Here is a 22,272-nt window from a genome sequence, read left to right on the forward strand (position 1 = left end):
GCGTGGGATCGATTCGGGTACGCCTCACGGCCGCGTATACCGCCGCGTTCATCGGTACGCTCGTGATCTTCTCGATCGCGTTGCTGGCGGTTCGGCGCGAGATTCTCTTCCGCGAGCTCGAAACGCGCGTGCAGTCCGAAGCGGATCAGGTCGTGCGCGCGATCAACCTGGCGCGTAACACGGGCACTGATCCCATCGTCGCTCAGCGGGATCCGCTGGCCGGTCCGAGCGTCTCGTTTCGCATGCAGTCGTTCCTGTCGCTGCTCGAGGGGTACGTGCTGGTGCAGGACAGCAGCCAGTACGATATCTATGCCTCGCCGGCCGTGCAGATGCTGTCGTTGTCCGATCGTGAAGTCTTCAGTACGGCCGCGCGCGTCTCGACACCTACACCCGCCGTGCGGCGCGTGGTGATGCGCTCCGACGCCGTGCTGCTCGCCACGCGCGTGGTGCCGTTGAGTGAGAACGCGCGGTACCGCGTGTATGCGGCCCTGAGCACGGCGGACATCAGTTACACGCCCCGGGAGCTCGTCGGCACGATGCTGGTCATCGCACCGTTTCTGCTCGTAATGTCGATGACGTTTGCGTACATCATCGCGGGACGCGCGTTCCGGCCCCTCGACCGTATCATCGATCAAGTCGAGGCCATCACCGACGGCCGCTCACTGCACCGGCGGCTGGCCATCGGCGCTGCCGGCGATGAACTGGCCCGCCTGTCGTCCACGCTCAACGCAATGATCGAGCGTCTCGAAACGTCCTTCGGTGCGTTGCGCCGGTTCACCGCCGACGCGAGCCACGAGCTCAAGACGCCGCTCGCTGTCATGCGGGCCGACATTGAACGCTCGTTGTCGCCCACCTCGACACCAACCGAACAGGCGATCGCGATCGAGGAGGCGCTGCAGCAGGTCACGCGCATGGCTGATCTCGTGGACTCGCTGCTCACGCTGGCGCGCGCCGATGAAGGGCGCTTCGATCTGTATCGCGAACCGGTGGAGCTCGGGCCGCTGATGCGCGAAGTGGTGGAAACGGCGCGCCTGCTCGGTGAGGACGCGGGGTTGACCATCGACGCGCCGCTGATGGAGAACGCCGAGGTGTTGGCCGATCTCACACGGTTGCGACAGCTGTACTTGAATCTCGTGACGAATGCGATCAAGTACACGCCGCGCGGTGGGCGCGTGGAGATGACCCTCACGCGCGGTGACGTGGACGTCACGTTCGCGGTGAAGGACACCGGCATCGGCATCGCCGCGGCCGACCTGCCCTATATCTTCGAACGCTTCTGGCGCGCCGATCGCGTCCGGTCGCGCGCCTCGGAGCGTGGCGGATTCGGCCTGGGTCTCGCCATCTGCCAGTGGATCGCGCAGGCGCACGGTGGCAGTCTGACCGTACAGTCGCGTCTGGGACGGGGGAGCACGTTCACGGTGGTGTTGCCGCTGGCCGGTTCACCGGGCTCGGGCATGACGGGTGAGTACGAGTCGTTTGTCAACAGCCACAGCCAAGAAGATGCGCTACGTGGAATGCTAACGGCGGATTAATCCGATCCTAATGTTCTGTCCATTGCTCGATCATCTTCGCGACGTAGAATCGCCGTAGTCAGTTCCCGGGCCTCTTGTCCGGGCGCTGCGATCCGTAGCCCGCACCCCGGACAAGCGAGATGTTCAACAACCTGCTTGAATCTCAGGCTCAGAAGCAGAAGCGCTTGGGTGGGTCCGTCACCTCGATCATCGTCCATACGGCGATTGTTGTTGCCCTCGTGATCGTCACGAAGAACTCCGGCATCATCAATGAAAAGCCGAAGGAAGAGAAGGTCGACTTTGTCGAGGTGAAAAAGGACGAGCCCAAGCCACCCGAGCCGGAAAAGGCCCCACCGCCGCCCGACGCCGTGGTTGCCCCGCCGCCGCCCAAGGGTTTCCAGGTGCTTTCGGCCCCGATCGAAATCCCCAACGTCATCCCCGACATCGATTTGTCCAAGAAGGTCACGGACGAAGCCGACTTCTCGGGTAAGGGTGTCGCCGGTGGTATCGCCAAGGGTGTTGAAGGCGGCAAGGGACCGGTCCCTCAGGGTGACCAGCCCTACTTCGACTTCCAGGTCGAAAAGCCCGTCGTGATGGCGCCGGGTGCTCAGGGTCCCGCGTACCCCGACATGCTCCGCACCGCGGGCATCGAAGGCACCGTGCTGGCGCAGTTCGTGGTCGACACCACGGGACGTGCAGAAATGAACACGTTCAAGGTGCTCAAGTCCGACAACGATCTGTTCTCCAACGCCGTGAAGAATGCGCTGCAGCGCATGCGCTTCCTCCCCGCCGAGGTGGGTGGACGCAAGGTCAAGCAGCTCGTGCAGCAGCCGTTCCAGTTCTCGTTGAACCGCTAAGGTTTCCCCCTCGCTCTGCGGAGATTTTTGTCATGAACATGTCGTTGATGGAGCTGTACTCGTCGATGGGCTGGTTTGCCAAGGGCATCGTGTTCACGCTCCTTGGTATGTCCGCCTTTTCGTTCACCGTGCTCATCCAGAAGTGGTGGAGCATGCGGAAGGCGCAGGCCGAAACGCGGAAGTTCGCCCCCGAGTTCTCGCAGTTCCTCGAAGAAGACAACCTCATCGAGGCGATCAAGCTGGCCGAAGGCTATAAGAAGTCGCATGTCGCTCGCGTGCTCGGTGGTGCCCTCGCCGAAATCCGCCCGCTCATCCAGGATGGCTCGGTGACGGTGTCGGACATCAACACGTCGGAGCGCGCTGTCGAGCGTGAAATGCTCATGACGATCGTCGACCTCAAGCGTGGTCTTGGCGTGCTCGCGACCGTCGGCGCCACCGCGCCGTTCGTCGGACTGCTCGGCACCACGATGGGTATCGTGAACTCCTTCACCGGTATGGCCACGTCCGGTGCGGGTGGTATCTCCGCCATCGCGGCCGGTGTTGCCGAAGCCCTCATCACGACCGCCATCGGTATCGGCGTCGCCATTCCCGCCGTGTGGGCGTTCAACTTCTTCCAGACGAAGATTGACAACCTCACGGCCGAAATGACCTACACGTCGAAGGAAATGATCGATTACCTCATCAAGGGTGTGTCGGGTGAGTTCGGTCGGTCGCGCTTCACGCGTGAGTTCAACACCGCTGGTCAGCAGTCGATCTCGCAGTAATCACGATCGGTCGTCCGGTCGGCGCTCCGTACGGGGCGCCGCACCGGAGGGCTCAACGCCAGGAGTGCGCGATGGGAATGAGCGTCAGCAGCGGGGGCGGCGTAAAGGCCGAACCCAACGTGACCCCCATGATCGACGTGATGCTCGTACTGCTCATCATCTTCATGATCACGATCCCGCAGATCAACGCGGGCTTCACTGCGGTCCCGCCGGAAGGGCAGAATCTCAAGCCCCACCCGGAAGAAGATGGTGATCAAGTGCTCGGCATCGACGATCAGGGTCGGTACTATCTCAACAAGGCCAGGATTCGCAACGAGGACCTCGAAGCCCTCGTCGGCGAGATTTACCTGAAGGAGCGCGAGGACTACATCATGTACGTCAAGGCCCATAAGGACCTCGAGTACGTGAAAGTGGTAGACGCGTTGGATCGCATCTCGCGATCCGGTGTGCGCGTCGCCGCGCTCATCACGGATCAGACACCGAATACGGAATCGCTCGTTGAGAGCGACCGCATCATGCCGGGGACTAAATAGCCATGAGCATGTCTGCACCGAGCGGTGGCTCGAATCTCAACAACGACATGAACGTCACGCCGATGATCGACGTGCTGCTCGTGTTGCTGATCATCTTCATGATGATCATTCCGATGAGCCGCAAGGCGATCGACACGCAGTTGCCTGATCCGACGCCGCAGCCGCCGTCGACGCAGGTCAATCCAGACCAGATCGTGCTCGAAGTCCTCCCGGACGACAAGTACGCGGTCAATAAGGAGCCGATCGAGAAGGCCAAGCTCCTGGAGAAGTTGACGTCGATCTACGCCCCCCGTCCCGAAAAGATCATCTTCGTGAAGGGTGACACCACGGTGAAGTACTCCGCGGTGATCTGGGCGATGGATCAGGCGCGCGGCGCCGGGGTAAAGGTCATCGGCGTTCCACCGAAGTGATGTGTGGCGCGGACCCGGAACCGGGAACGCGCCCACCCACGAGATCCACGTCGTGACTACGGCGGGCGAACCCATAGGGCTCGTCCGCCGTAGTACGTTGTATAGGTCTCACCCATAGATCCTCAATGACGACAACGCCTCCATCGCTTCCCGATATCGCTGACCTCCCGCCGCCGGATCGCCCCCGCTACCGACCGCCGATCGGTGTGCCGGTCGGCAACCAGCGTCGCGTCCGCAGTCTGCTGATCAGCATCGGCATTCACCTGCTGATCATCATCCTGCTCATCGTGCCGTTCACGTCGCCGGAGATGATCCGCGAGGTTCTGGGAGCTGGCGGCCTCGGCCCGGCCGGTGGAGGCGGGGGTGGTAACCGCGGTACGGGTGGGATCGCCAAAGATGAGCGACTCCAGTTCGTTCGCGTGGCCCCTGCGCCGACGCCGCCTCCGCCCACGGTGAAGCCGCCCACGATTCAGCCCATTGTCCCGCCCCCACCGCCGCCGCCGGTGATCAAGCCGCCGCAGCAGCCGGCCGCCCCGACGCAGCCGTCCGCTACGGACGCCGCCGACGCAAAGTCGGCGGTGACGGGCACGGGAGGGGGCTCAGGAAGCGACGGAAGCGCCGGGTCAGGTCCAGGCAGCGGTGGAGGGGTCGGGTCCGGCGTAGGCACCGGCAAGGGCACCAGCGTGGGTCCCGGCACCGGCGGTGGTCCGGGCACGGTCTACCCCCCTGCGCCCACCGAGCTGTTCCTGCCGCCGCTTCCGGTGCCCAATAAGGCGAAAGGCACCGTTATCGTCGTCTTCGAAGTCGACTCGACCGGCAAGGTGCTCGATCTGCAGTTCACGCCGACCAAAGACGGTGCGTACAACCGAAAGCTGCGCGAGGCGCTCGTCGCCATCCGCTTTCGCCCCGCCGTCAATGCGCAGGGTGTCCCGGTCCGCGGCAAAGCCGAAATCACGTACTCGCTGTAGGCTCGCAGTACGCGTGACCCGACAGTAGCTTGCGCGCACGAGACACCCGCGCGCCTGCCTCCGCCCTCCCCACACGGCGCGCTCCTCCCCCCGATCCGAGGGCCCATGGGGCTGTTTGATCGCAAGCCGATCGCCACCGCTGATGAAAGCGGTACCGGTATGCGCCGTACGCTCGGCGCTGGCGACCTTGTCATGCTGGCCATCGGTGCCGTCATCGGCGCTGGTATCTTCTCGTCGCTCGGCACCGCTGCGGCCGGAGAAACACTCGCCGACGGCACCGTGATCCGATACGGGGCCGGCCCTGCGCTCGTGCTCTCCTTCGTGTTGCTCGGAGCCGTGTGCGGACTCGCGGCGCTCTGCTACGCCGAGCTCGCGGCCATGATTCCGCAAGCCGGCAGCGCCTACGCCTATTCGTACGCTACGCTCGGCGAGATCGTGGCGTGGATCGTCGGCTGGGCACTCATTCTTGAATACGCCGTCGGCAATGTCGCTGTCGCGATCGGATGGTCCGGCTACTTCACATCGTTGTTGTCAGGGTTCGGCATCGACCTCCCCGGATGGCTCACGCACGGCTACTGGAATGTGAAGGCCAGTGGCGACCCGGCCATCCGAGCGTTGATGGAGTCGGCCCCGCACATCGGCAAGATTCCCGTGCTGGTGAATCTGCCGGCATTCGGCATCGTGGTCGCCATTACCCTGCTGCTGCTCAAGGGCGTGAAGGAAAGCACGCGCGCCAACAACATCATGGTGGTCATCAAGCTGCTGGTGCTCGCGCTCTTCGTGATCGTGGGCGGCATGCACATCGACCCGGCCAACTACAAGCCCTTCGCGCCGAACGGCTTCCGCGGGATTCATCAGGGCGCGGCGATCGTGTTCTTTGCCTATATCGGCTTCGACGCGATCTCCACCGCCGCTGAAGAAACCAAAAATCCACAGCGCAATCTGCCCATCGGTATTCTCGGCGGATTGGCCATTTGCACGCTGATCTACGTGATCGTTGGCTTCGTGGCCACCGGACTCGTGCCCTACGAACAGTTGCGGAGCAGCGACCCCTTGGCCAAGGCGCTTTCGATCGCCGGTCTCTCCACGGCGAGCTGGATCGTGGCCGCCGGTGCCGTCGTCTCGATGTCCGCCGTGTTGCTCGTGTTTCAGTACGGTCAGCCGCGCATCTTCTACGCCATGGCGCGCGACGGCCTGCTGCCGAAGTTCGCCGCCAAGCTGCATCCGAAGACGCGCACCCCGCACGTTACGACGATCATCACTGGTGTCGCGGTGGCACTCGGTTCGCTGCTCGCTGACGACGCCGCGACGTATGACCTGACCAACATCGGCACGCTCGCCGCGTTCTCCGTCGTGTGCATCGGGGTGTTGGTGCTGCGCATTCGCGAGCCTGATCGCCATCGTCCGTTCCGCGTCCCCTTCGTGTGGCTCGTGACGCTCGGCGGCGCTGGGGCCTGCGTATTCGTCATGCGCGGGCTACCGTCGAGCGCCTGGAAGGCGTTCGCCGTGTGGATGGTCATCGGTCTCTCCGTGTATTTCCTCTACGGGTACAAGAACTCGGTGCTGCGCCGCGGGAACGCACCGGTCTCGCCCGAATAAGTCACCCGCGGTTCTCCAGCCGTACCACGTCTCCCCAAACCAGCATCATGGCTCATCAGTCATCCAGCGCGTCGCCTGCGGCACCGAGCAAGGGCTTCCTCGGGATCGGATTCTCGACGTGGATCGTCATATCGATGATCGTCGGCATCCTGATCGGCTGGCTCGCGCCCGATTTCGCGCCGAACCTCAAGCCGTTCGCGAACATCTTCCTGCGCATGATCAAGTCGCTGATCGTGCCGCTGCTGTTCAGCACCCTGGTGGTCGGTATTGCCGGTCACGGCGACGACATGAAGAAGGTCGGCAAGCTCGCGCTACGTTCGATCATCTATTTCGAAGTCGTCACCACGGCTGCGCTCGCGATCGGACTCATTGCCGTCAACTTCGTGAAGCCCGGTCTCGGCCTCTCGATCGCCCCTGCGGCCGGCAGCACGGAGGAGTTCAAGGCGCTCGCGGCGAAAACACCGACGTTCGCGTCGGTGCTCGAACACACGGTGCCGCAGAGCTTCTTCGAAGCGGCCGCGAACAACGAAGTGCTGCAGATCGTCTTCTTCGCGATCCTCTTCGCCGTCGCTCTCTCGCGCGTTGAGGGCCCGTCCAAGAAGATCGTGCTCGACGGCCTGCAGGCGATCAGCGAAGTGATGTTCAAGTTTGTCGGTATCGTCATGACCTACGCGCCCATCGGCATCGGCGCCGCCATCGGTGTCACGGTCGGCAAGAGCGGACTCGGCGTGCTGCTCAGTCTTGGCAAGCTCGTGGCCACGTTGTACGCGTCGCTCATTGTGTTTGTCGTGATCGTGCTCATACCGGTGGCGTTGTTGGCCCGCATCCCCATCATGCGCTTCTGGCGCACGGTGAAGGAGCCATGGCTCATCGCGTTCTCCACGGCCTCCAGCGAGGCCGCCTTCCCGCAGGCGATGCAGGCCATGGAAAAGTTCGGCGTCCCGCGCCGGATCGTGTCGTTCGTGCTCCCCACGGGCTACTCGTTCAATCTCGATGGCAGTACGCTCTACCTTGCCATCGCCTCGGTGTTCGTGGCGCAAGCCGCCGGCATCGACATGCCGATCGGCACCCAGCTGCTCATGATGCTGACGCTGATGCTCACCTCGAAGGGTGTGGCAGCAGTTCCGCGCGCGTCGCTCGTGATCCTGTCGGGCGCCCTCGCGCAGTTCAACCTGCCGCTCGAGGGCATCGCGCTCATCCTCGGCGTCGATGCCATCATGGACATGGCTCGCACGTCGGTGAATCTGCTTGGCAACTGTCTCGCCACGGCTGTCATGGCGCGCTGGGAAGGCGAGCTGAATATCCCGGCCGAGGAAGCCGTCCCGGCGTAAGCGCAGATCGACATGGGGATTATCCAGGCCAGCATCCCGCTGTTCTTCCTCCTCATCGCGGCCGAGTTGCTGTTCACGCGACTCGGCCGTCGCGCGTTCTATCGTCTCAATGATTCCATCAGCGATCTCTCGGCAGGCACGCTCAGCCAGATCGCCGGCATCTTCACGAAGCTCCTGCTCATCGGCGTCTTCGCGTGGATCTACGAGCACGCGCGGTTGCAGCGCTGGGTTGGCGTCCCCGCTTGGCCCGATGGAATCATGCTGCGGCGAGATTCGAGCGGCGTGACCATCGACTGGGCTGCGGTCGTCGGCTGGAGCAGTGCGTTCGTCGTCGTCGATCTGGCGTACTACTGGTTTCACCGGGTGTCGCATGAGGTGAACCTGTTCTGGGCGGGGCACGTCGTGCATCACTCGAGCGAGGAGTACAACCTCGCCGTCGCCCTGCGGCAGAGCGCCGTGGGTGGGCTGATCGGCTGGATCTTCTACGCCCCGCTCGCGTTGCTGGGCATGTCGTGGGAGCAGTTCGCGGTCTGCTATGCCATCAACCTGGTGTACCAGTTCTGGATCCACACACGCGCGATTTCGCGCTTGCCGGCGTGGGCCGAGGCTGTCCTCAATACGCCGTCGCATCACCGCGTGCACCACGGGGTCAATCCGGAGTATCAGGACCGCAACTATGCGGGTGTGTTCATCGTGTGGGATCGGTGGTTTGGCACCTTCATCGCGGAACGCGATGAGCCTGTCTACGGCATTACCACACCGCTGCGCAGCTGGAATCCGCTCTGGGCGCAGTTGCACCAGTACGTCGCGATCGCGCGCAACGTGCGACGTGCCGCGTCGTGGCGCGACCGCTGGCGCTGCGTGTTCGGCGCGCCCGGTTGGCGTTCGGCGTCCGAAGGCGGACCCGTGGTCGGACTTCCCGTTACGCCGCACACGGTGATCAAATTCGATACCGCCGTGCCGTCAGCCCTGTCGCGCTATGCGCTCGTGCATTTCGCCCTCGCGATTCCGCCGGCGCTGTGGTTGTTGACCGCGGCCGATCGGTTGCCCGCTCTGCAACTCGGGGCAGGGGCGTTCTATGTCGCGCTCGCGCTCACCAACGTGGGCGGTGTGCTCGAAGGACGACGATGGGCATTCGCGGCCGAGCAGGCGCGGCTGGGAGCGCTCGCAGCGGCGTCGATCGGGTGGCTGGTACGCAACGAGGCGCCGCTCTGGATCGGCGGCGCCTCGTTGTGCTGCTGTGCGGTCAGCGTCTTCGTGCTCTGGAGCAATCGCGCGGCGTTCACGCTCTCCAGTGACGAGCGCATGGATGTCGCGCACCGCGAGCTGGCGGGGCGTTAGACTTCGACGCCCAGCAGGCGCCGCGCCCGCCGCACCGCACCGCGTGCCGCGTCGACGTCTTCCGCGCGCACGGTCGCGCCGGGCACCGCACTCTTCAGACGCTGTTCGAGGCGCTTCCGCACCAACGAGCCCTTCGACAGCAAGCCGCCCGCGAACGCCACCGGAATGGCCGCGCGCTCGTCCATGAAGCAACGACGCGCCAACGTGCGAATGTGCAGGGCGAGTTCTTCGACGCAGAAGCTGATCAGGGCGTTCGCGCGGAGATCGCCGGTCGAGGCCACCTTCGCGACCACCGGCGCGAGCGTCGCGTAGTGTCCCGGTGTGGCCTCTGAGGCCCACGGAATGAGGTCGTCGAGCGACTCCAGTTCCAGTGCCGTGAGAATCGCGCCCGTGAGTGCCGTATCCGGTTCGCGACCATCGTGCGCCGCCGTGATGACGCTCAAGGCGCGGCGCCCAAGCCATGCGCCACTGCCCTCGTCACCGATAGTCGGCCCCCAACCGCCACAGCGCTCCAGTCGCCCGTCCGGCGCACGGGAGTAGGCCACGGAGCCCGTGCCCGAGATGAGCAGGACACCGGCGGAATCGCCGAACGCATCATCCATCGCAATCGTCGCGTCGGCCTGCACTGAGACATCATCAGCCACGCGACGCGACGCGAGCGCCGACCACAGGGCCTGCGCCGCGCGCTCCTGTCCGGCACCGGCGACGCCGACGACGCACACGGCCGGCCGCGTGTCGGTGCGATCGGCCGTCGCCAGGACATCGGCGATCAGCGACTTGATGATGTCCGCTGCCACGCCTTCATGGCCCGGCGTCAGCGCCGTTCCCGCACCTTCCACGCGCGCCAGCGTGTTGCCAGCAGCATCCGCGAGAATGACACGCGTGCGGCTTCCGCCGCCGTCTACACCGACGACGAGTGGTGTCGGGTCGAGAGGTCCGGCACTCATGAACGATTCCCCTGAATAGCGAGAGGCGCTGCGGGCGCCGGGTGAGTGAACGAAGACAAGGCGCCCGTCACGAAGGTGATAGACAGTCCGATCAGCACGTACCATGGCCACGCGATCGATGCCACGCCGTGCAACGTAGGCTCCATCGACGGGTACGCCGCTACGATCTGCTTTGCGAACACGATAAATGCCATGCAGCTGATGCCGACGCTCATGCCAAGTATCGCATCCCGCTGAATCGCGCGAGACCAGAACATTCCGAGGAAGAATCCGCCAAGCAGTCCTCCCTGCGTGAACGAGGCGATCGACAGGGCGATGACGACCACTGGCGTGCCCTGTTCCTTGAACATGAGCGCACCTGCGGTCAGCGCGATGCCCCATGCCAAGGCGAACAGTTTGCTCACGCGGAGCGTCCGTGGATCATCGGCCGACCGGCCGGTGAACGGAAGATAGATATCGTACGTGGACGACGCCGCCAATGCGTTGATGGCGCCCGAATGCGTGCTCATGGTGGCGGCAATGATCGCCGCGACGATCAGCCCGATCAATCCATGCGGCATCCGCTCGATGATGAATGTCGGAAAGATCTGATCGGCGGTGGCGAAGGTCTGTCCGCCGTACACGACCCAGAGTCCGAGACCGACCATCAGGAACAGCGCCATTTGCGCGAACACCGCGAATCCACTGCCGATGATCGCCACCTGCGCTTGCTTCAGCGAACGGCTCGACAGCAATCGCTGCACGATGATCTGATCGGTGCCGTGCGACGCCATGGCGAGGAACGCTCCGCCGATAATGCCGGCGAACATCGTGTGTGGACGGTCGAAGCCGGTATACCAGTCGATCCCCTGCAGCTTGCCCGCCGCTCCCGCTTGCGCAAGGATCGTCGTCCATCCACCGTCGACGGCTTGGCCGATCAGCACGATCGCCGATATGCCGCCCATCAGGTAGATGCTCGCTTGCAAGAGTTCGGTCCAGACCACCGCCTTCATGCCGCCGCGATATGTATAGATGACCGTGAGCACGCCGAGCACCACGATCGCGGCCGGCATCGTGTACTCTTTCGGCATGACCGGGCCGATAATCAGCGCCACCGGAATCGCCGTCGCAAATACGCGCACCGCATCGGCCATCGCTCTCGTGATCATGAACACGATCGACGTGAAGCGCCGCGTTCCGAGACCGAACCGCGTCTCCAGCAGCGCGTACGCAGTGACCAGGTTGCCTGCGAAGTAGCGCGGCAAGAGTGTGTAGGCCACCACGATGCGACCGACGATGTAACCGGCCACGACTTCCAGAAATCCCAGGTTCCCGGTGTACGCCAGACCCGGAATGCTGATGAAGGTGAGTGCCGACGTCTCACTCGCCACAATCGAGAACATCACCGCCCACCACGGAATCGCTCGATCCGCGACGAAGTAATCACTGGTCGATCGCTGCGTCCGACCGATCCACATCCCCAACGCCGTCGTGCCGCCGAGATACAGTAACAGCACGAGCAGATCGAGAAGATTGAAGCGGCCGGTCACGAGGTTACACCGGCATCACGCGATGACATACGCCTCCATGGCGAAATACTCGGCGAGGCCGAGCTGGTCCAACTGCGCCGAGGTCGCCTTGTTGCGCTGCTCGACGCGCTGCCAGAACTCGCGGGCATCCTGGCCGGGAAACGGCGCGGAGTCCTTCTGCGACTGATGCTTGAAGATCGCTTGGATCTTGAGCGTCAGCTCCTCCTGCGATAGCGGCACGAGTACCGTGGCCTCCGTGACTGGCCACTCCTGCCACGCACCGCGATACAGCCAGACCTCCGGAGCCGTTGGCGCATTCGGGCCGCCGTACACGTCCAGCACCGCGCGGTCGATCGCTTCCTTGCACATCCGGTGCGTGCCGTGCGGATCGGAGAGGTCACCCGCCACGAAGATGATCTCGGGCTGCAACTCGCGAAGTAGGTCTGCGACGATCGCCACGTCGGCCGGACCGATCGGATCCTTCCGTACCTTGCCGGTCTGATAGAACGGCAGGTTGAGAAAGCGCGCGTGTTCTCGCGTCAGCCCCATGACTTCGATACCGCTCACCGCTTCCGACTCGCGGATGATCCGCTTGATGTCCTGCACTTCGGCAATGTCCACCTGGCCGGCACGCTTCGCCTCGAGAAACTGGTGCACGGTGTCGGCCAGGGAACGAACCGCCGTGCCCTCGCCGATCCGCTCTTGGTCCAGTCGCACCAGAAAGTCCATGTACCGTCGGACGTCGTGATCGAACACGGCGATGTTGCCGCTCGTCATGTACGCCACGATCATGTCGTTCTCGTTCTCCACGAACTTGCGGAGAATGCCACCCATCGAGATCACATCGTCGTCGGGGTGCGGCGAGAAGCACAGCGTCTTCTTGCCGCGTGGCAGCTTGCTCTTTCCTCGGATCTTCGCGCCAAGGACATTGAACACAAGGCCGTTCACGGCGCCCGGCGAGCCGTGGCGCGCCACCAGCGACGACATCGAGTGCTCGTCGTAGTCGTGCTGCGTGAGCTTGAGGATTGCCTTCTGGCAGCGCCCCGCTAACCAGGTGACGGCGCGTACGGCGAGGGCATCGTCCCAGCGGACTTCATCGATCAACCATGGCGTCGCCACCCGCGTGAGATCTGCCGCGGCCGCATCATCCACGTAGAACGTCGTGTTCGGATGACGCTGCAGGAACGTCGCCGCGACCGCGCGATCGATGTCCCCTTCGACCGATCGGCGCACCACGCCCGATTTGTGCTCGCCCGTGGCCAAAATTGCGATCTCCCGCGCCTGCAGGATCGTCGCGATGCCCATCGTGATCGCTTCGCGCGGCACGTTCTCTTCACCAAAGAAATCCGCCGCCGCGTCACGCCGCGTCACCGAATCGAGGTGCACCACGCGCGTCCGGCTGTGTTCACCGGACCCCGGCTCGTTGAAGCCGATGTGCCCCGTCTTGCCGATGCCGAGCAACTGGAAGTCCACGCCGCCTGCCGCAAGAATCGCCGCCTCGTACCGCGCGCAGGCCTCGTCGATCGCCGATCGCGCCAGCGCGCCGTCGGGGATGTGCACATTGCCCGGTTCGATATCGACGTGGGAGAACAAGTTCTCCCACATGAACCGGTGATACGAGTGAATACTCTCCGGCGACATCGGGTAATACTCGTCCAGGTTGAACGAGATCACGTGCCTGAAGCTCAGCCCTTCCTCACGATGCAGACGGATGAGTTCTCGATACACACCGATCGGTGTCGAACCCGTCGCCAGTCCGAGTACGATCGACCGCCCCTCCGTCGCGCGCTCGCGCATGAGCGTCGCAATGCGCCCGGCCACCAGCCGCGCCATCGCTTCGTGCTCATCGATGATGATGGTGGGAATACGCTCGCGCACCGTGCCATTGATGTCGGGGTGCACGAAGATGGTGCCACTGACGCGCGCAGGCCCGCCGCTCGATTCGAGCGTGCGGGCCTGCGAACCATCAGTGGCCACCGGAGAACCGGAGGCCATGGTCATGAGAGTAGGTGTCGGAACGTCGGTTCAGGCCGAGAAAGAACTGCCGCAACCGCAACCGCCGGTTGAGTTCGGATTCTTGAAGGTAAAGCCGGATCCCTGCATGGACGTGACGTAGTCGATCGTCGTGCCGCTCAGGTACTGCGCCGAGAACGGATCCACGAAAAGCTTGATGCCCTCGAGTTCGAAGATCGTATCGTCTTCCGCGTTCTTGTCCTCGATCACCAGCCCGTACTTGAAGCCGCTGCATCCGCCCGGCATCACGGACACGCGAAGGCCACCCTGCTCGGGCGTGACGCCTTCCGCTTCCATGAACTTGCGGACTTCCGTCGCGGCCGTGGGCGTGAGAACCACCATGACGTCTGGCTGCTGCATCGTGCTCATTGCTGTCCTCCGAAGCGGCCGGCTGACACACCGACCTGATGGAGCGCGCCGCCCGCACCCGATCGCACCCGCGATCGGCAACCGGGACAGCGTCGCGTCTAGCTGTGTGAAAAATAGCGAGTGAATCGCTCCCGTTCAAGAAAGCCCCACTCGAAACCACGATCATCGACCCGGTTCACCACGCAACGCACCCACTGCCGCATCCGTCAGCGCCGTACGGACGCCGCCGATCTTCCGGTTTTCGCGCGTCGGATTCACCCGATTGGTCAGCAGCAGCACAAAGATCCCCTGCGCCGGATCCATCCACAGCGACGTGCCCGTGAACCCCGTGTGGCCGAACGCCATCGGCGACAAGCGCCCGCCGGCGGAATTACTGCCCGTCGGTGTCTCCCAGCCGAGCGCGCGCCGGGAGATCGTCGAGTCCTGAAGGCGCGTGAAGGAGGCAACCGTCACCGAATCGAATACCCGCACCCCGTCGAGCGTTCCGCGCCGGAGGTACATCCGGGCGAAGCGGGCCAGATCCCGGCCCGTCGAGAAGAGGCCCGCGTGCCCTGAAACACCCCCCAGGCGGACCGCATTCTCGTCGTGGACCTCACCGCGCACTTTCTTCTGACGCCACGGATCCTGCTCGGTCGGCGCAATGCGCGCCAGCAGGGACGCGGGCGGCACATAGCGTGTATCCGTCATGCCAAGCGGCGAGAAGACATGAGCAGAGTCGTACTGGGCCAGCCGCTCGCCGCTCACCCGTTCCACCAGTTTGCCCAGCAGAATGAAGCCCAGATCGCTATACACGTACCGCACACCGGGCAGCGTGTCCGGTGACGTCGCAAACAGCTGCCGTTCCGCTTCGTCTGGCGTCGCCGCTTCCTTGTAGAGCGCTCGCCAAGCCGGCATACCTGACGAGTGCGAGAGCAGATGACGCACCGTGATCCGTTCAGCCCCCGGCGCCTTCCAGGCCGGCAGATAGCGCACCACGGGGGAATCGAGCGCCACGCGGCCGGAGCCGACGAGCTGAATCATGGCGCTCGTCGTGCCGATCACCTTGGTCAGCGAGGCGAGATCCCAGATCGTGCTGGCGGACGGCCTCGTGTCGTCGGCGACATCGAGACGCCCCACACCGTACTCGACGATGACGCCGTCGGCGGTACCGACCGCCGCATACGCCCCGGGGAACGCGCTGTCGGCGATCGCGCGCGTCAGCACAGCTCGGACGCTGTCGCCAAGCCGGAGGGTTTGGTTGCCGGCAATGCCCGGCACCGGCGGCAGGTCAGGCGACGTAGCGGCGCGCTTGGCGCACCCGATCAGCACGCTCGCGGTCGCGGCCAGCGCGAACAGGAATGTGGCGCGCCGCTTGAGAAAGACGCGATTCGGTGCGTTCGTGCAGTCAGCACCGCAGCCGGATGGGCCGGACAGCAGCGCAGGACGGTAGGGGTCCGGTCGGGTCATGTGTTCGCGGTAGGGCGGGATGCTGTGCAACCTGAGCGCAGCGGGATCTTCTGGAGGTTACGCGTGAAGGCGATCAAGACGCTGGTGCTGCTCTCAGTGGTATCGATCGGGACGCTTGTAGCGGGATGTGCAGGCGGTGCTCGCCCCGACAATGGCCCGATGACCGACGAAGATGCCGATGGAATGCCGTTCGGGAACCGGAACCGCAAGGTCCGCCCCGGTATTACCGTCCTGTTGGACGATAGCATCAAGCTGATTGCGGGCAAGCGTGTCGCCCTGGTGACGAATCAAACGGGCGTTGACGAGAAGGGACGTCGCTCCATCGACCTCCTCGCTACGGACCCCAGGGCCCAGCGCGCCGGTGTGAAATTGGTGCGCTTGTTTGCGCCCGAACACGGCGCCACCGGAACCGCCGATCGGCCGAACTTGAGCGACGAGAAAGACCAGAAGACCGGCCTGACCATCCACTCGCTCTATCAGAGTCGGACCATCGCCCCACCCGACAGTCTGCTCACCGACGTCGAGGTGCTCGTGGTCGACCTGCAGGACATCGGCACCCGCACCTGGACGTATGTCGGCGTCATGCTCTACTCGATGCAAGCAGGAGCGAAGCGCGGAATCCCCGTGCTCGTGCTCGACCGACCGAACCCGATCACCGGGGCACGGGCCGAAGGCGCCTTGCTTGACTCCGCGCTGGCCAACGCCGACATGCCGGTCGCTGGCAATCGGACGAATGGCTTTGCGCTCTATCCAATGCCCCTTCGCCATGGCCTCACGATGGGGGAGATGGCGCGCCTGTTTCAGGCCCAGTTCAAGCTCGGCACACGGCTCACGGTTATACCCATGCGAAACTGGCGCCGCGGCATGTGGTTCGACGAGACCGAGCTGCCGTGGGTGCGCCCCTCGCCGAACATACCGAATATCACCAGTGCGCTCCTCTATCCCGCGCTCGTGCCGTTCGAATCGAGCAACGTCTCCGTCGGGCGCGGCACCGATGCACCGTTCCAGCGTTTCGGCGCCTCCTGGCTCCGCGCGGACTCCGTGACCCGGATGCTCGAGGACCTCTCGCTAACCGGCATCAAGTTCAAGGCGGAGCGGTTCACGCCCAACAAGCCGGGTGACGCCAAGTTTGCCGGACAGTCGATTCCGGGTATCCGGATCGAGGTCACCGACCGCGAGCGCGTGCAACCCGCCCGGGTCGGTGCCGCCATCCTCTGGGCGCTCTCGCGGGTGCACAAGGACTCACTACGGCTGACGGCCGCGGGCTTCGACCAGCGGATGGGATCGGCCCGTGCCCGGGAGGCGTTGGTGGGCGGAGCCGACCCGGATGCGGTGATGGATCGCCAATTGCCGGCGGTTATTGCGTTCGAAAAGGACGCCAGACGGTTTTATCTCTACCGTTGATGCAAGGGGAGTTCTAGCTTTCCACGGCTAGATACTTTTCCGTTACCTCAGCGCGATCGAGATGCAATCACTGTGGAGCGCAGTCCAGCGCGGATACCTGCAAGTCATCGCCCCTGTGGCCGACTGGCTGGTGGCAAAGCGCGTGCGCCCCAATACGATCACCACCATCGGCACGATCTGTACCTGTACCGCCGGTGTGATTTTCGCTTCGGGGCACATCAGCGCCGGTGGTTGGTTTCTCGGACTCACGGCGCTTTTTGATGTCCTTGACGGCAACGTCGCCCGTCGCACGGGTCAGAGCACCGTGTTCGGCGCCTTCTATGATTCTACACTCGATCGCGTGGCTGATGGCTTCCTGCTCGGAGGCCTCCTGGTCTTTTACGCGACCCACCCGGTGCACGCCAGCCAGGTCATGGTTATGGTCACGCTGGCTGCACTGATCGCCACCTTCCTCACGTCGTACACGCGTGCCAGGGCCGAAGGGCTCGGCCTCGATGCGAAGGTGGGTATGCTGCAGCGCGCGGAGCGCATCACGCTGCTCTCTGCTCCGCAGGCCTTCTTTGGCCTGGCGCTCAACGGGTGGATTCTCGCCGGTATCGTCAGTTTGTTGGCGGTCACGGCGTGGATCACCGTATTCCAGCGCATCAACTTCGTGTATCGCACGACCACTTCCCCTGGAGAATAAACGCAGTGTCCGATTCGAATCTCGGTAACGTCGCGGCCCCAGCCCCGGCAACGGGAAAGCTCGCCATATTCACGCCCGGTCTCGGCGCTGTGGCGACCACGTTCATTGCCGGTGTCGAGCGCGTGCGCCGCGGACTCTCGGTGCCCATCGGCTCGCTCTCGCAGATGGCGACGATTCGCCTCGGCAAGCGCACCGACGGCCGCAGCCCGTTGATCAAGGATTTTGTGTCGCTGGCCAAGCTCGACGACATCGTGTTCGGCGCCTGGGATCCCATTCCGGACAACGCCTACGAGTCGGCCGTCAACGCCGGCGTACTTGAACAGGCCGACATCGAACCGATCGCCGATTTCCTCAAGAGCATCAAGCCGATGCCGGCCGTGTTCGAGAGCCGGTATGTCACCCGGATTACGCGGGCGACCAACGTGAAGTCGGGCAAGAACAAGCGCGACCTCGCCGACCAGATTCGCGCCGACATCCGCAACCTCATGCAGAGCTCCGGCGCCTCGCGCGGCGTGATGGTGTGGACCGGCTCGACCGAGACGTACATCACGCCCGGCCCGCAGCACCAGACGATCGAAGCGTTCGAAAAGGCGATGGAAGAGAACGACGATTCGATCGCGCCCAGCATGCTGTACGCCTATGCCGCCATCATGGAAGGCATTCCGTATTGCAACGGTGCCCCGAATCTCTCCGCCGACTTTCCGGCGTTGCTCGACCTCGCCATCGCGAAGGGCGTGCCGGTCTCCGGTAAAGACTTCAAGACCGGTCAGACGTGGATGAAGACCATCATCGCGCCGGGCCTCAAGGCGCGTATGCTCGGTCTCGAAGGGTGGTACTCCACCAACATTCTCGGCAATCGCGACGGCGAAGTGCTCGACGATCCCGCGTCGTTCAAGACCAAGGAAGCGTCGAAGCTCTCCGTGTTGCACACGATCCTGCAGCCCGAAGTGTACCCGGAGCTGTACAAGGATTTCTCGCACGTCGTGCGCATCAACTACTACCCGCCGCGCGGCGACAACAAGGAAGGCTGGGACAACATCGACATCAAGGGGTGGCTCGGCTACCCGATGCAGATCAAGATCAACTTCCTGTGCCGCGATTCCATCCTCGCCGCGCCGATGGTGCTCGACCTCGCGCTGTTCTCCGACTTCGCGATGCGTGCCGGCATGAAGGGCATTCAGGAATGGTTAAGCTTCTATTACAAAGCGCCACAGACGGCACCTGGGCTCCAGCCGGAACACGATCTTTTCATCCAGCAGACGAAGCTGAAGAACACGCTGCGTCACCTCATGGGTGAAGAGCAGATCACGCACCTCGGGCTGGAATACTATCAATGATCGCAGAGCGCACGCGTCGTCTCCGTCGCGTGGTGGCACTCGCCGCAGCTGGCCTGGTCCTGTCCGGCTGCGGGGGCGGGGGCAGTCCACCACCCACGAATGAACTCCGTTTCAAGACGGAGGACTTTGTCATTCGGGTGTCACCCGAGACCAAGCCGACGCGCGCGCTCGAGCCGATTTATTGGCGCGTGATGGTGCACGATGTGAAAAGCGGCCTCCCGATCCAGGGCGGCGAAGGGCGCATCTTCGGCACCAACCGCGATCGAAAAACCGTCTCCAACGGCCTCGCGGCGACCGAGGAGCTGGGGACGTACCGCAGCAATCTGATGTTCGTCACGGCCGGCATGTGGGCGATGGCGATTCAGTTTCGCCTCGACTCCACGAAGGTGCTCCAAAAGACGCCCGACTGGACGCAGGATATCATGGCCGGTGAGGAGCCGGGCGATTTCTCCCCGCCTGCCTCATCGCGCCCGCCCGAACCACCACCGCGTGCAAAGGACAGCGCGCGCAAGGAACCCTGAGCTATGCGGCACTTTTATCGGACCTCGCTGACACCCGACACGGTGCTGGCGTCGGCCGATCGCTTCTTCGCAGCGCTCGGGCTTTCCCGTGGTACCGTTGCCGCCCGCTCGCGCAGCTTCAGCGGTTCGCTTGGCACTCTCACGCTCTCCGTGAAGATGGAAGGCGGACATTACACGTTCGTCGAAGTGCATACCGATCAGGTTGGTGAAAGCCGACTTGACAAGAACGTGAAGCGGTTCTTCAACGCTGTCCATCGCACCGCAGATCCGCGACACACCATCGAGGCCGGGTACTGATGGCCAAGGCGCGCACCGGCCGCGTATCTCCGGCAGTCGAAGCGCGTCCCAGCGACGCGCTCTCGCGTGAGCGCAAGCTCGACCTGTACTACTGGATGAAGCTCACGCGGCAGCTCGAAGAGCGCCTCGTCAATCTGTATCGGCAAACCAAGGTGGTCGGCGGACTCTTTCGTTCGCTGGGCCAGGAAGCCGACGCGGTCGGTAGTTGTTTCGCGCTCGAGCAACGTGACGTGATGTCACCGCTCATTCGCAACTTGGGCGCGATGCTGGTCAAAGGCGCGACACCCGTCGAAGTGCTCAAGCAGTACATGGCCAAGGCCGACTCGCCCACGCGCGGTCGCGAGCTCAACATCCACTTCGGCGATATCGGCGCTGCCGGCGTCACGCGCGGCTTTCTTGGGCAGATCTCGCCGCTCGGCGACATGGTACCGGTCATGACCGGGGTCACGATGTCGTTCAAGATGCGCGGCGAAGATCGCGTCGGACTCGTGTATGTCGGCGACGGCGCCACCAGCACCGGCGCATTTCACGAAGGCATCAACTTCGCCGCCGTGCAGAAGTGCCCGCTGGTAGTCGTCGTCGAGAACAACGGCTACGCGTACTCAACGCCAACGCACAAACAATCGGCCGCGAAGTTCTTCGTCGACAAGGCGATCGGTTACGGCGTGTTGGGATTACAGGCCGACGGCAACGACGTGCTGGCCACGTACGACGTGACCAAGATCGCCGTTGATCATGCGCGCGCAGGTCACGGCGTCGCCCTCGTCGAGTTGATCACATATCGTCGGAAGGGACACGCCGAGCACGACAACCAGTCGTACGTGCCCGCGGGCGAGATCGAGCAGTGGGCTGAGGCGAACGATCCCATCGACCGCTACGTGCAGGTGTTGCGTTCGGAACATGGCGCCACCGACGACGAACTCGCGGCGATCGATGCGCGGATCGTGCGCGAGATCGATGAGGCCACGGATCTCGCTGAATTGTCGGGCACACCCGATGCACGCGAAGCGCTGCTGGGCATCTACGCCGAGCCACCCGCCGAGCAGCCCTTGTGGTTTCGCCGTGATGCCGAGGCGGAATCGCGTGCCTACGGACAGGAACGTCCCGAAAGCTGGGGCACCTGGAACGCCGACGGGGCGAAGCACTCATGAGTGAGATCACCTATCTCGAGGCGATTCGCGAAGCGCTGTTCGAGGAGATGGATCGTGACCGCAATGTCTTCTGCATGGGCGAAGACATCGGCGCATTCGGCGGCGCGTTCAAAGTCACTGAAGGGCTGCTGGCGAAGTTCGGTGAACAGCGCGTCATCGACTCGCCCATCAGTGAGATCGCGCTCGTCGGGGCGGCGGCCGGAGCCGCGCACATGGGACTGCGACCCGTGGTCGAAATGCAGTTCATCGACTTCATCGCGAACGCGTACGACATGCTCACCAACTACGTTGCCACCGCACGCTATCGCGCGTTTTTGCCGTGTCCGATGGTGGTGCGTGGTCCCAGTGGTGGCTACGTGCGCGGCGGTCCGTTCCATTCGCAGAATCCGGAGGCTGGCTTTCTGCACACGCCGGGGCTCAAGATCGTGTATCCGTCCACGGCGACGGACGCGAAGGGGTTGATGAAGGCCGCCATCCGCGACGACGACTGCGTGCTCTTCTTCGAGCACAAGTATCTGTATCGTCGCGTGAAAGACGTTATGCCCGCGGGCGACCATGTAGTGCCGATCGGCAAGGCGCGCGTGGCCCGCGAAGGCAGTGATGTGTCGATCGTGACCTACGCCTCGACCGTGTGGAAGGCCCTCGAAGCGGCTGATCTGCTGGCGGCCGAAGGCATTTCCGTGGAAGTCATCGACCTCCGCTCGCTCGCGCCGATGGACGACGAGGCGATCTTTCGCACGGTGAAGAAGACCAATCGGCTCCTGATCGTGCATGAAGACACGCGCACCGGTGGGATGGCTGGCGAGATTACCGCGCGCGTGAACGAAACCTGCTTCGAGTGGCTCGACGCTCCCGTGTTGCGCGTAACGGCCGCGGATATCCCGCTTCCGTACGCTCCGGCCCTCGAAGATTACGTGTTGCCGCAAACCGCCGATATCGTTCGAGCGGTCCGGCGCCTGACGGCGTATTGATGACGACGACTGCAGCTCGTGATGCACAGACGCCCCTCCCCGAAGACCGCGTTGGTCGAAATATCGGGGTGGGATGTTTTACGTTCTTTATCGGTGGTGTGAGCGGCGCGATGGTCGGCGTCGGCATCGGGAAGTTGCTGGGCTTTTTCGCGCGCTGTACCCCCATGGCGGGGTTGCCGGCGTGTGAGTGGTGGGTGTACGCAGGGTATGGTGGTGCCTTCGGCGCGATAACGCTGCCGATTCTCGCCTTGTGGCGTTTGCGTCGCGCGGACCGCGCGGCCGACGCTGCTTCTTCAGATCGAGGATGAT

Annotated in this window: 22 protein-coding genes; 17 read left to right on the forward strand and 5 right to left on the reverse strand. The window is 63.8% G+C overall.

What is annotated here, in order from left to right; genetic code table 11:
• Positions 1 to 2: 2 nt before the first annotated feature.
• The 9 genes from RMP10_RS09410 (at position 3) to RMP10_RS09450 (ending at position 9,314) form a co-directional block, all read left to right on the forward strand.
• The gene (locus RMP10_RS09410; protein ID WP_310570074.1) at positions 3 to 1,532 is read left to right on the forward strand and encodes an ATP-binding protein; all 1,530 of its coding nucleotides are present in this window, start codon (positions 3 to 5) and stop codon (positions 1,530 to 1,532) included.
• Positions 1,533 to 1,651: 119 nt separating this feature from the next.
• Complete coding sequence (locus tag RMP10_RS09415) at positions 1,652 to 2,368, forward strand: energy transducer TonB (RefSeq protein WP_309670363.1); 717 nt, start codon at positions 1,652 to 1,654, stop codon at positions 2,366 to 2,368.
• 32 nt (positions 2,369 to 2,400) lie between these two features.
• Positions 2,401 to 3,132, forward strand: coding sequence for a MotA/TolQ/ExbB proton channel family protein (locus RMP10_RS09420; protein ID WP_309670364.1), 732 nt, complete (start codon positions 2,401 to 2,403; stop codon positions 3,130 to 3,132).
• A 71-nt stretch (positions 3,133 to 3,203) separates the two neighbouring features.
• Positions 3,204 to 3,665 carry a biopolymer transporter ExbD gene (locus tag RMP10_RS09425; RefSeq protein ID WP_309670365.1) on the forward strand — a complete coding sequence of 154 codons (462 nt, stop codon included), beginning with the start codon at positions 3,204 to 3,206 and terminating at the stop codon, positions 3,663 to 3,665.
• Between the two features lie 2 nt (positions 3,666 to 3,667).
• Positions 3,668 to 4,075, forward strand: a complete 408-nt coding sequence (locus tag RMP10_RS09430) for a biopolymer transporter ExbD (protein ID WP_310570075.1) — start codon at positions 3,668 to 3,670, stop codon at positions 4,073 to 4,075.
• 125 nt (positions 4,076 to 4,200) lie between these two features.
• Positions 4,201 to 5,043: a hypothetical protein gene (locus RMP10_RS09435; RefSeq protein WP_309670367.1), complete on the forward strand. Its 843-nt coding sequence runs from the start codon at positions 4,201 to 4,203 to the stop codon at positions 5,041 to 5,043.
• A 105-nt stretch (positions 5,044 to 5,148) separates the two neighbouring features.
• On the forward strand, positions 5,149 to 6,642 hold the full coding sequence (locus RMP10_RS09440; protein WP_310570076.1) for an amino acid permease: 1,494 nt from the start codon (positions 5,149 to 5,151) through the stop codon (positions 6,640 to 6,642).
• Between the two features lie 47 nt (positions 6,643 to 6,689).
• Positions 6,690 to 7,973: a cation:dicarboxylase symporter family transporter gene (locus RMP10_RS09445; RefSeq protein ID WP_309670369.1), complete on the forward strand. Its 1,284-nt coding sequence runs from the start codon at positions 6,690 to 6,692 to the stop codon at positions 7,971 to 7,973.
• A 12-nt stretch (positions 7,974 to 7,985) separates the two neighbouring features.
• Positions 7,986 to 9,314 carry a sterol desaturase family protein gene (locus RMP10_RS09450; RefSeq protein ID WP_310570077.1) on the forward strand — a complete coding sequence of 443 codons (1,329 nt, stop codon included), beginning with the start codon at positions 7,986 to 7,988 and terminating at the stop codon, positions 9,312 to 9,314.
• Here RMP10_RS09450 and RMP10_RS09455 read toward each other — a convergent pair.
• The 5 genes from RMP10_RS09455 to RMP10_RS09475 all read right to left on the reverse strand — a co-directional run bounded on the left by RMP10_RS09455 (position 9,311) and on the right by RMP10_RS09475 (position 15,597).
• Positions 9,311 to 10,261 carry a BadF/BadG/BcrA/BcrD ATPase family protein gene (locus RMP10_RS09455; RefSeq protein ID WP_310570078.1) on the reverse strand — a complete coding sequence of 317 codons (951 nt, stop codon included), beginning with the start codon at positions 10,259 to 10,261 and terminating at the stop codon, positions 9,311 to 9,313. The genes RMP10_RS09450 and RMP10_RS09455 overlap by 4 nt on opposite strands.
• Complete coding sequence (locus tag RMP10_RS09460) at positions 10,258 to 11,790, reverse strand: sodium:solute symporter (protein ID WP_310570079.1); 1,533 nt, start codon at positions 11,788 to 11,790, stop codon at positions 10,258 to 10,260. Before RMP10_RS09460 ends, RMP10_RS09455 begins: the two co-directional genes overlap by 4 nt.
• A 15-nt stretch (positions 11,791 to 11,805) precedes the next feature.
• Positions 11,806 to 13,770 carry a glucosamine-6-phosphate deaminase gene (nagB, locus tag RMP10_RS09465; protein ID WP_309670373.1) on the reverse strand — a complete coding sequence of 655 codons (1,965 nt, stop codon included), beginning with the start codon at positions 13,768 to 13,770 and terminating at the stop codon, positions 11,806 to 11,808.
• Positions 13,771 to 13,794: 24 nt separating this feature from the next.
• A complete protein-coding gene (gene erpA, locus RMP10_RS09470; protein WP_230981118.1) occupies positions 13,795 to 14,151 on the reverse strand; it encodes an iron-sulfur cluster insertion protein ErpA in 357 nt (118 codons plus the stop codon).
• A gap of 162 nt (positions 14,152 to 14,313) precedes the next feature.
• A complete protein-coding gene (locus RMP10_RS09475; RefSeq protein WP_310570080.1) occupies positions 14,314 to 15,597 on the reverse strand; it encodes a serine hydrolase domain-containing protein in 1,284 nt (427 codons plus the stop codon).
• Positions 15,598 to 15,660: 63 nt separating this feature from the next.
• On the opposite strand from RMP10_RS09475, the gene RMP10_RS09480 reads away from it, so the two are divergent.
• From RMP10_RS09480 to RMP10_RS09515, 8 genes are all read left to right on the forward strand, one after another.
• Positions 15,661 to 17,001 (forward strand): DUF1343 domain-containing protein, encoded by a 1,341-nt coding sequence (locus RMP10_RS09480; protein ID WP_310570081.1) that lies wholly within the window; start codon positions 15,661 to 15,663, stop codon positions 16,999 to 17,001.
• Positions 17,002 to 17,062: 61 nt separating this feature from the next.
• Positions 17,063 to 17,686, forward strand: coding sequence for a CDP-alcohol phosphatidyltransferase family protein (locus RMP10_RS09485; RefSeq protein WP_310570082.1), 624 nt, complete (start codon positions 17,063 to 17,065; stop codon positions 17,684 to 17,686).
• A 5-nt stretch (positions 17,687 to 17,691) separates the two neighbouring features.
• Positions 17,692 to 19,023 carry an inositol-3-phosphate synthase gene (locus RMP10_RS09490; protein ID WP_310570083.1) on the forward strand — a complete coding sequence of 444 codons (1,332 nt, stop codon included), beginning with the start codon at positions 17,692 to 17,694 and terminating at the stop codon, positions 19,021 to 19,023.
• Positions 19,020 to 19,544, forward strand: coding sequence for a hypothetical protein (locus tag RMP10_RS09495; RefSeq protein WP_310570084.1), 525 nt, complete (start codon positions 19,020 to 19,022; stop codon positions 19,542 to 19,544). Before RMP10_RS09490 ends, RMP10_RS09495 begins: the two co-directional genes overlap by 4 nt.
• A 3-nt stretch (positions 19,545 to 19,547) precedes the next feature.
• The gene (locus tag RMP10_RS09500; RefSeq protein ID WP_310570085.1) at positions 19,548 to 19,841 is read left to right on the forward strand and encodes a hypothetical protein; all 294 of its coding nucleotides are present in this window, start codon (positions 19,548 to 19,550) and stop codon (positions 19,839 to 19,841) included.
• A complete protein-coding gene (locus RMP10_RS09505) occupies positions 19,841 to 20,992 on the forward strand; it encodes a thiamine pyrophosphate-dependent dehydrogenase E1 component subunit alpha (RefSeq protein WP_310570086.1) in 1,152 nt (383 codons plus the stop codon). Before RMP10_RS09500 ends, RMP10_RS09505 begins: the two co-directional genes overlap by 1 nt.
• Positions 20,989 to 21,963, forward strand: coding sequence for an alpha-ketoacid dehydrogenase subunit beta (locus tag RMP10_RS09510; protein ID WP_309672391.1), 975 nt, complete (start codon positions 20,989 to 20,991; stop codon positions 21,961 to 21,963). The genes RMP10_RS09505 and RMP10_RS09510 overlap by 4 nt, the downstream gene beginning before the upstream one ends.
• On the forward strand, positions 21,963 to 22,271 hold the full coding sequence (locus tag RMP10_RS09515) for a hypothetical protein (RefSeq protein WP_309672390.1): 309 nt from the start codon (positions 21,963 to 21,965) through the stop codon (positions 22,269 to 22,271). The genes RMP10_RS09510 and RMP10_RS09515 overlap by 1 nt, the downstream gene beginning before the upstream one ends.
• Position 22,272: the final 1 nt, after the last annotated feature.

Origin of the sequence: Gemmatimonas sp. (genome assembly GCF_031426495.1) — a bacterium.
GTDB lineage: Bacteria > Gemmatimonadota > Gemmatimonadetes > Gemmatimonadales > Gemmatimonadaceae > Gemmatimonas.

What these genes read in the sequence shown, in the direction of transcription:
- RMP10_RS09475 (WP_310570080.1), bottom strand. Translation starts at nt 15,597, where the DNA reads ATGACCCGACCGGACCCCTACCGTCCTGCGCTGCTGTCCGGCCCATCC.
- erpA (WP_230981118.1), bottom strand. Translation starts at nt 14,151, where the DNA reads ATGAGCACGATGCAGCAGCCAGACGTCATGGTGGTTCTCACGCCCACG.
- RMP10_RS09430 (WP_310570075.1), top strand. Translation starts at nt 3,668, where the DNA reads ATGAGCATGTCTGCACCGAGCGGTGGCTCGAATCTCAACAACGACATG.
- RMP10_RS09415 (WP_309670363.1), top strand. Translation starts at nt 1,652, where the DNA reads ATGTTCAACAACCTGCTTGAATCTCAGGCTCAGAAGCAGAAGCGCTTG.
- RMP10_RS09500 (WP_310570085.1), top strand. Translation starts at nt 19,548, where the DNA reads ATGCGGCACTTTTATCGGACCTCGCTGACACCCGACACGGTGCTGGCG.
- RMP10_RS09495 (WP_310570084.1), top strand. Translation starts at nt 19,020, where the DNA reads ATGATCGCAGAGCGCACGCGTCGTCTCCGTCGCGTGGTGGCACTCGCC.
- RMP10_RS09435 (WP_309670367.1), top strand. Translation starts at nt 4,201, where the DNA reads ATGACGACAACGCCTCCATCGCTTCCCGATATCGCTGACCTCCCGCCG.
- RMP10_RS09455 (WP_310570078.1), bottom strand. Translation starts at nt 10,261, where the DNA reads ATGAGTGCCGGACCTCTCGACCCGACACCACTCGTCGTCGGTGTAGAC.
- RMP10_RS09485 (WP_310570082.1), top strand. Translation starts at nt 17,063, where the DNA reads ATGCAATCACTGTGGAGCGCAGTCCAGCGCGGATACCTGCAAGTCATC.
- RMP10_RS09515 (WP_309672390.1), top strand. Translation starts at nt 21,963, where the DNA reads ATGACGACGACTGCAGCTCGTGATGCACAGACGCCCCTCCCCGAAGAC.
- RMP10_RS09420 (WP_309670364.1), top strand. Translation starts at nt 2,401, where the DNA reads ATGAACATGTCGTTGATGGAGCTGTACTCGTCGATGGGCTGGTTTGCC.
- RMP10_RS09425 (WP_309670365.1), top strand. Translation starts at nt 3,204, where the DNA reads ATGGGAATGAGCGTCAGCAGCGGGGGCGGCGTAAAGGCCGAACCCAAC.
- RMP10_RS09505 (WP_310570086.1), top strand. Translation starts at nt 19,841, where the DNA reads ATGGCCAAGGCGCGCACCGGCCGCGTATCTCCGGCAGTCGAAGCGCGT.
- RMP10_RS09440 (WP_310570076.1), top strand. Translation starts at nt 5,149, where the DNA reads ATGGGGCTGTTTGATCGCAAGCCGATCGCCACCGCTGATGAAAGCGGT.
- RMP10_RS09445 (WP_309670369.1), top strand. Translation starts at nt 6,690, where the DNA reads ATGGCTCATCAGTCATCCAGCGCGTCGCCTGCGGCACCGAGCAAGGGC.
- RMP10_RS09450 (WP_310570077.1), top strand. Translation starts at nt 7,986, where the DNA reads ATGGGGATTATCCAGGCCAGCATCCCGCTGTTCTTCCTCCTCATCGCG.
- nagB (WP_309670373.1), bottom strand. Translation starts at nt 13,770, where the DNA reads ATGACCATGGCCTCCGGTTCTCCGGTGGCCACTGATGGTTCGCAGGCC.
- RMP10_RS09510 (WP_309672391.1), top strand. Translation starts at nt 20,989, where the DNA reads ATGAGTGAGATCACCTATCTCGAGGCGATTCGCGAAGCGCTGTTCGAG.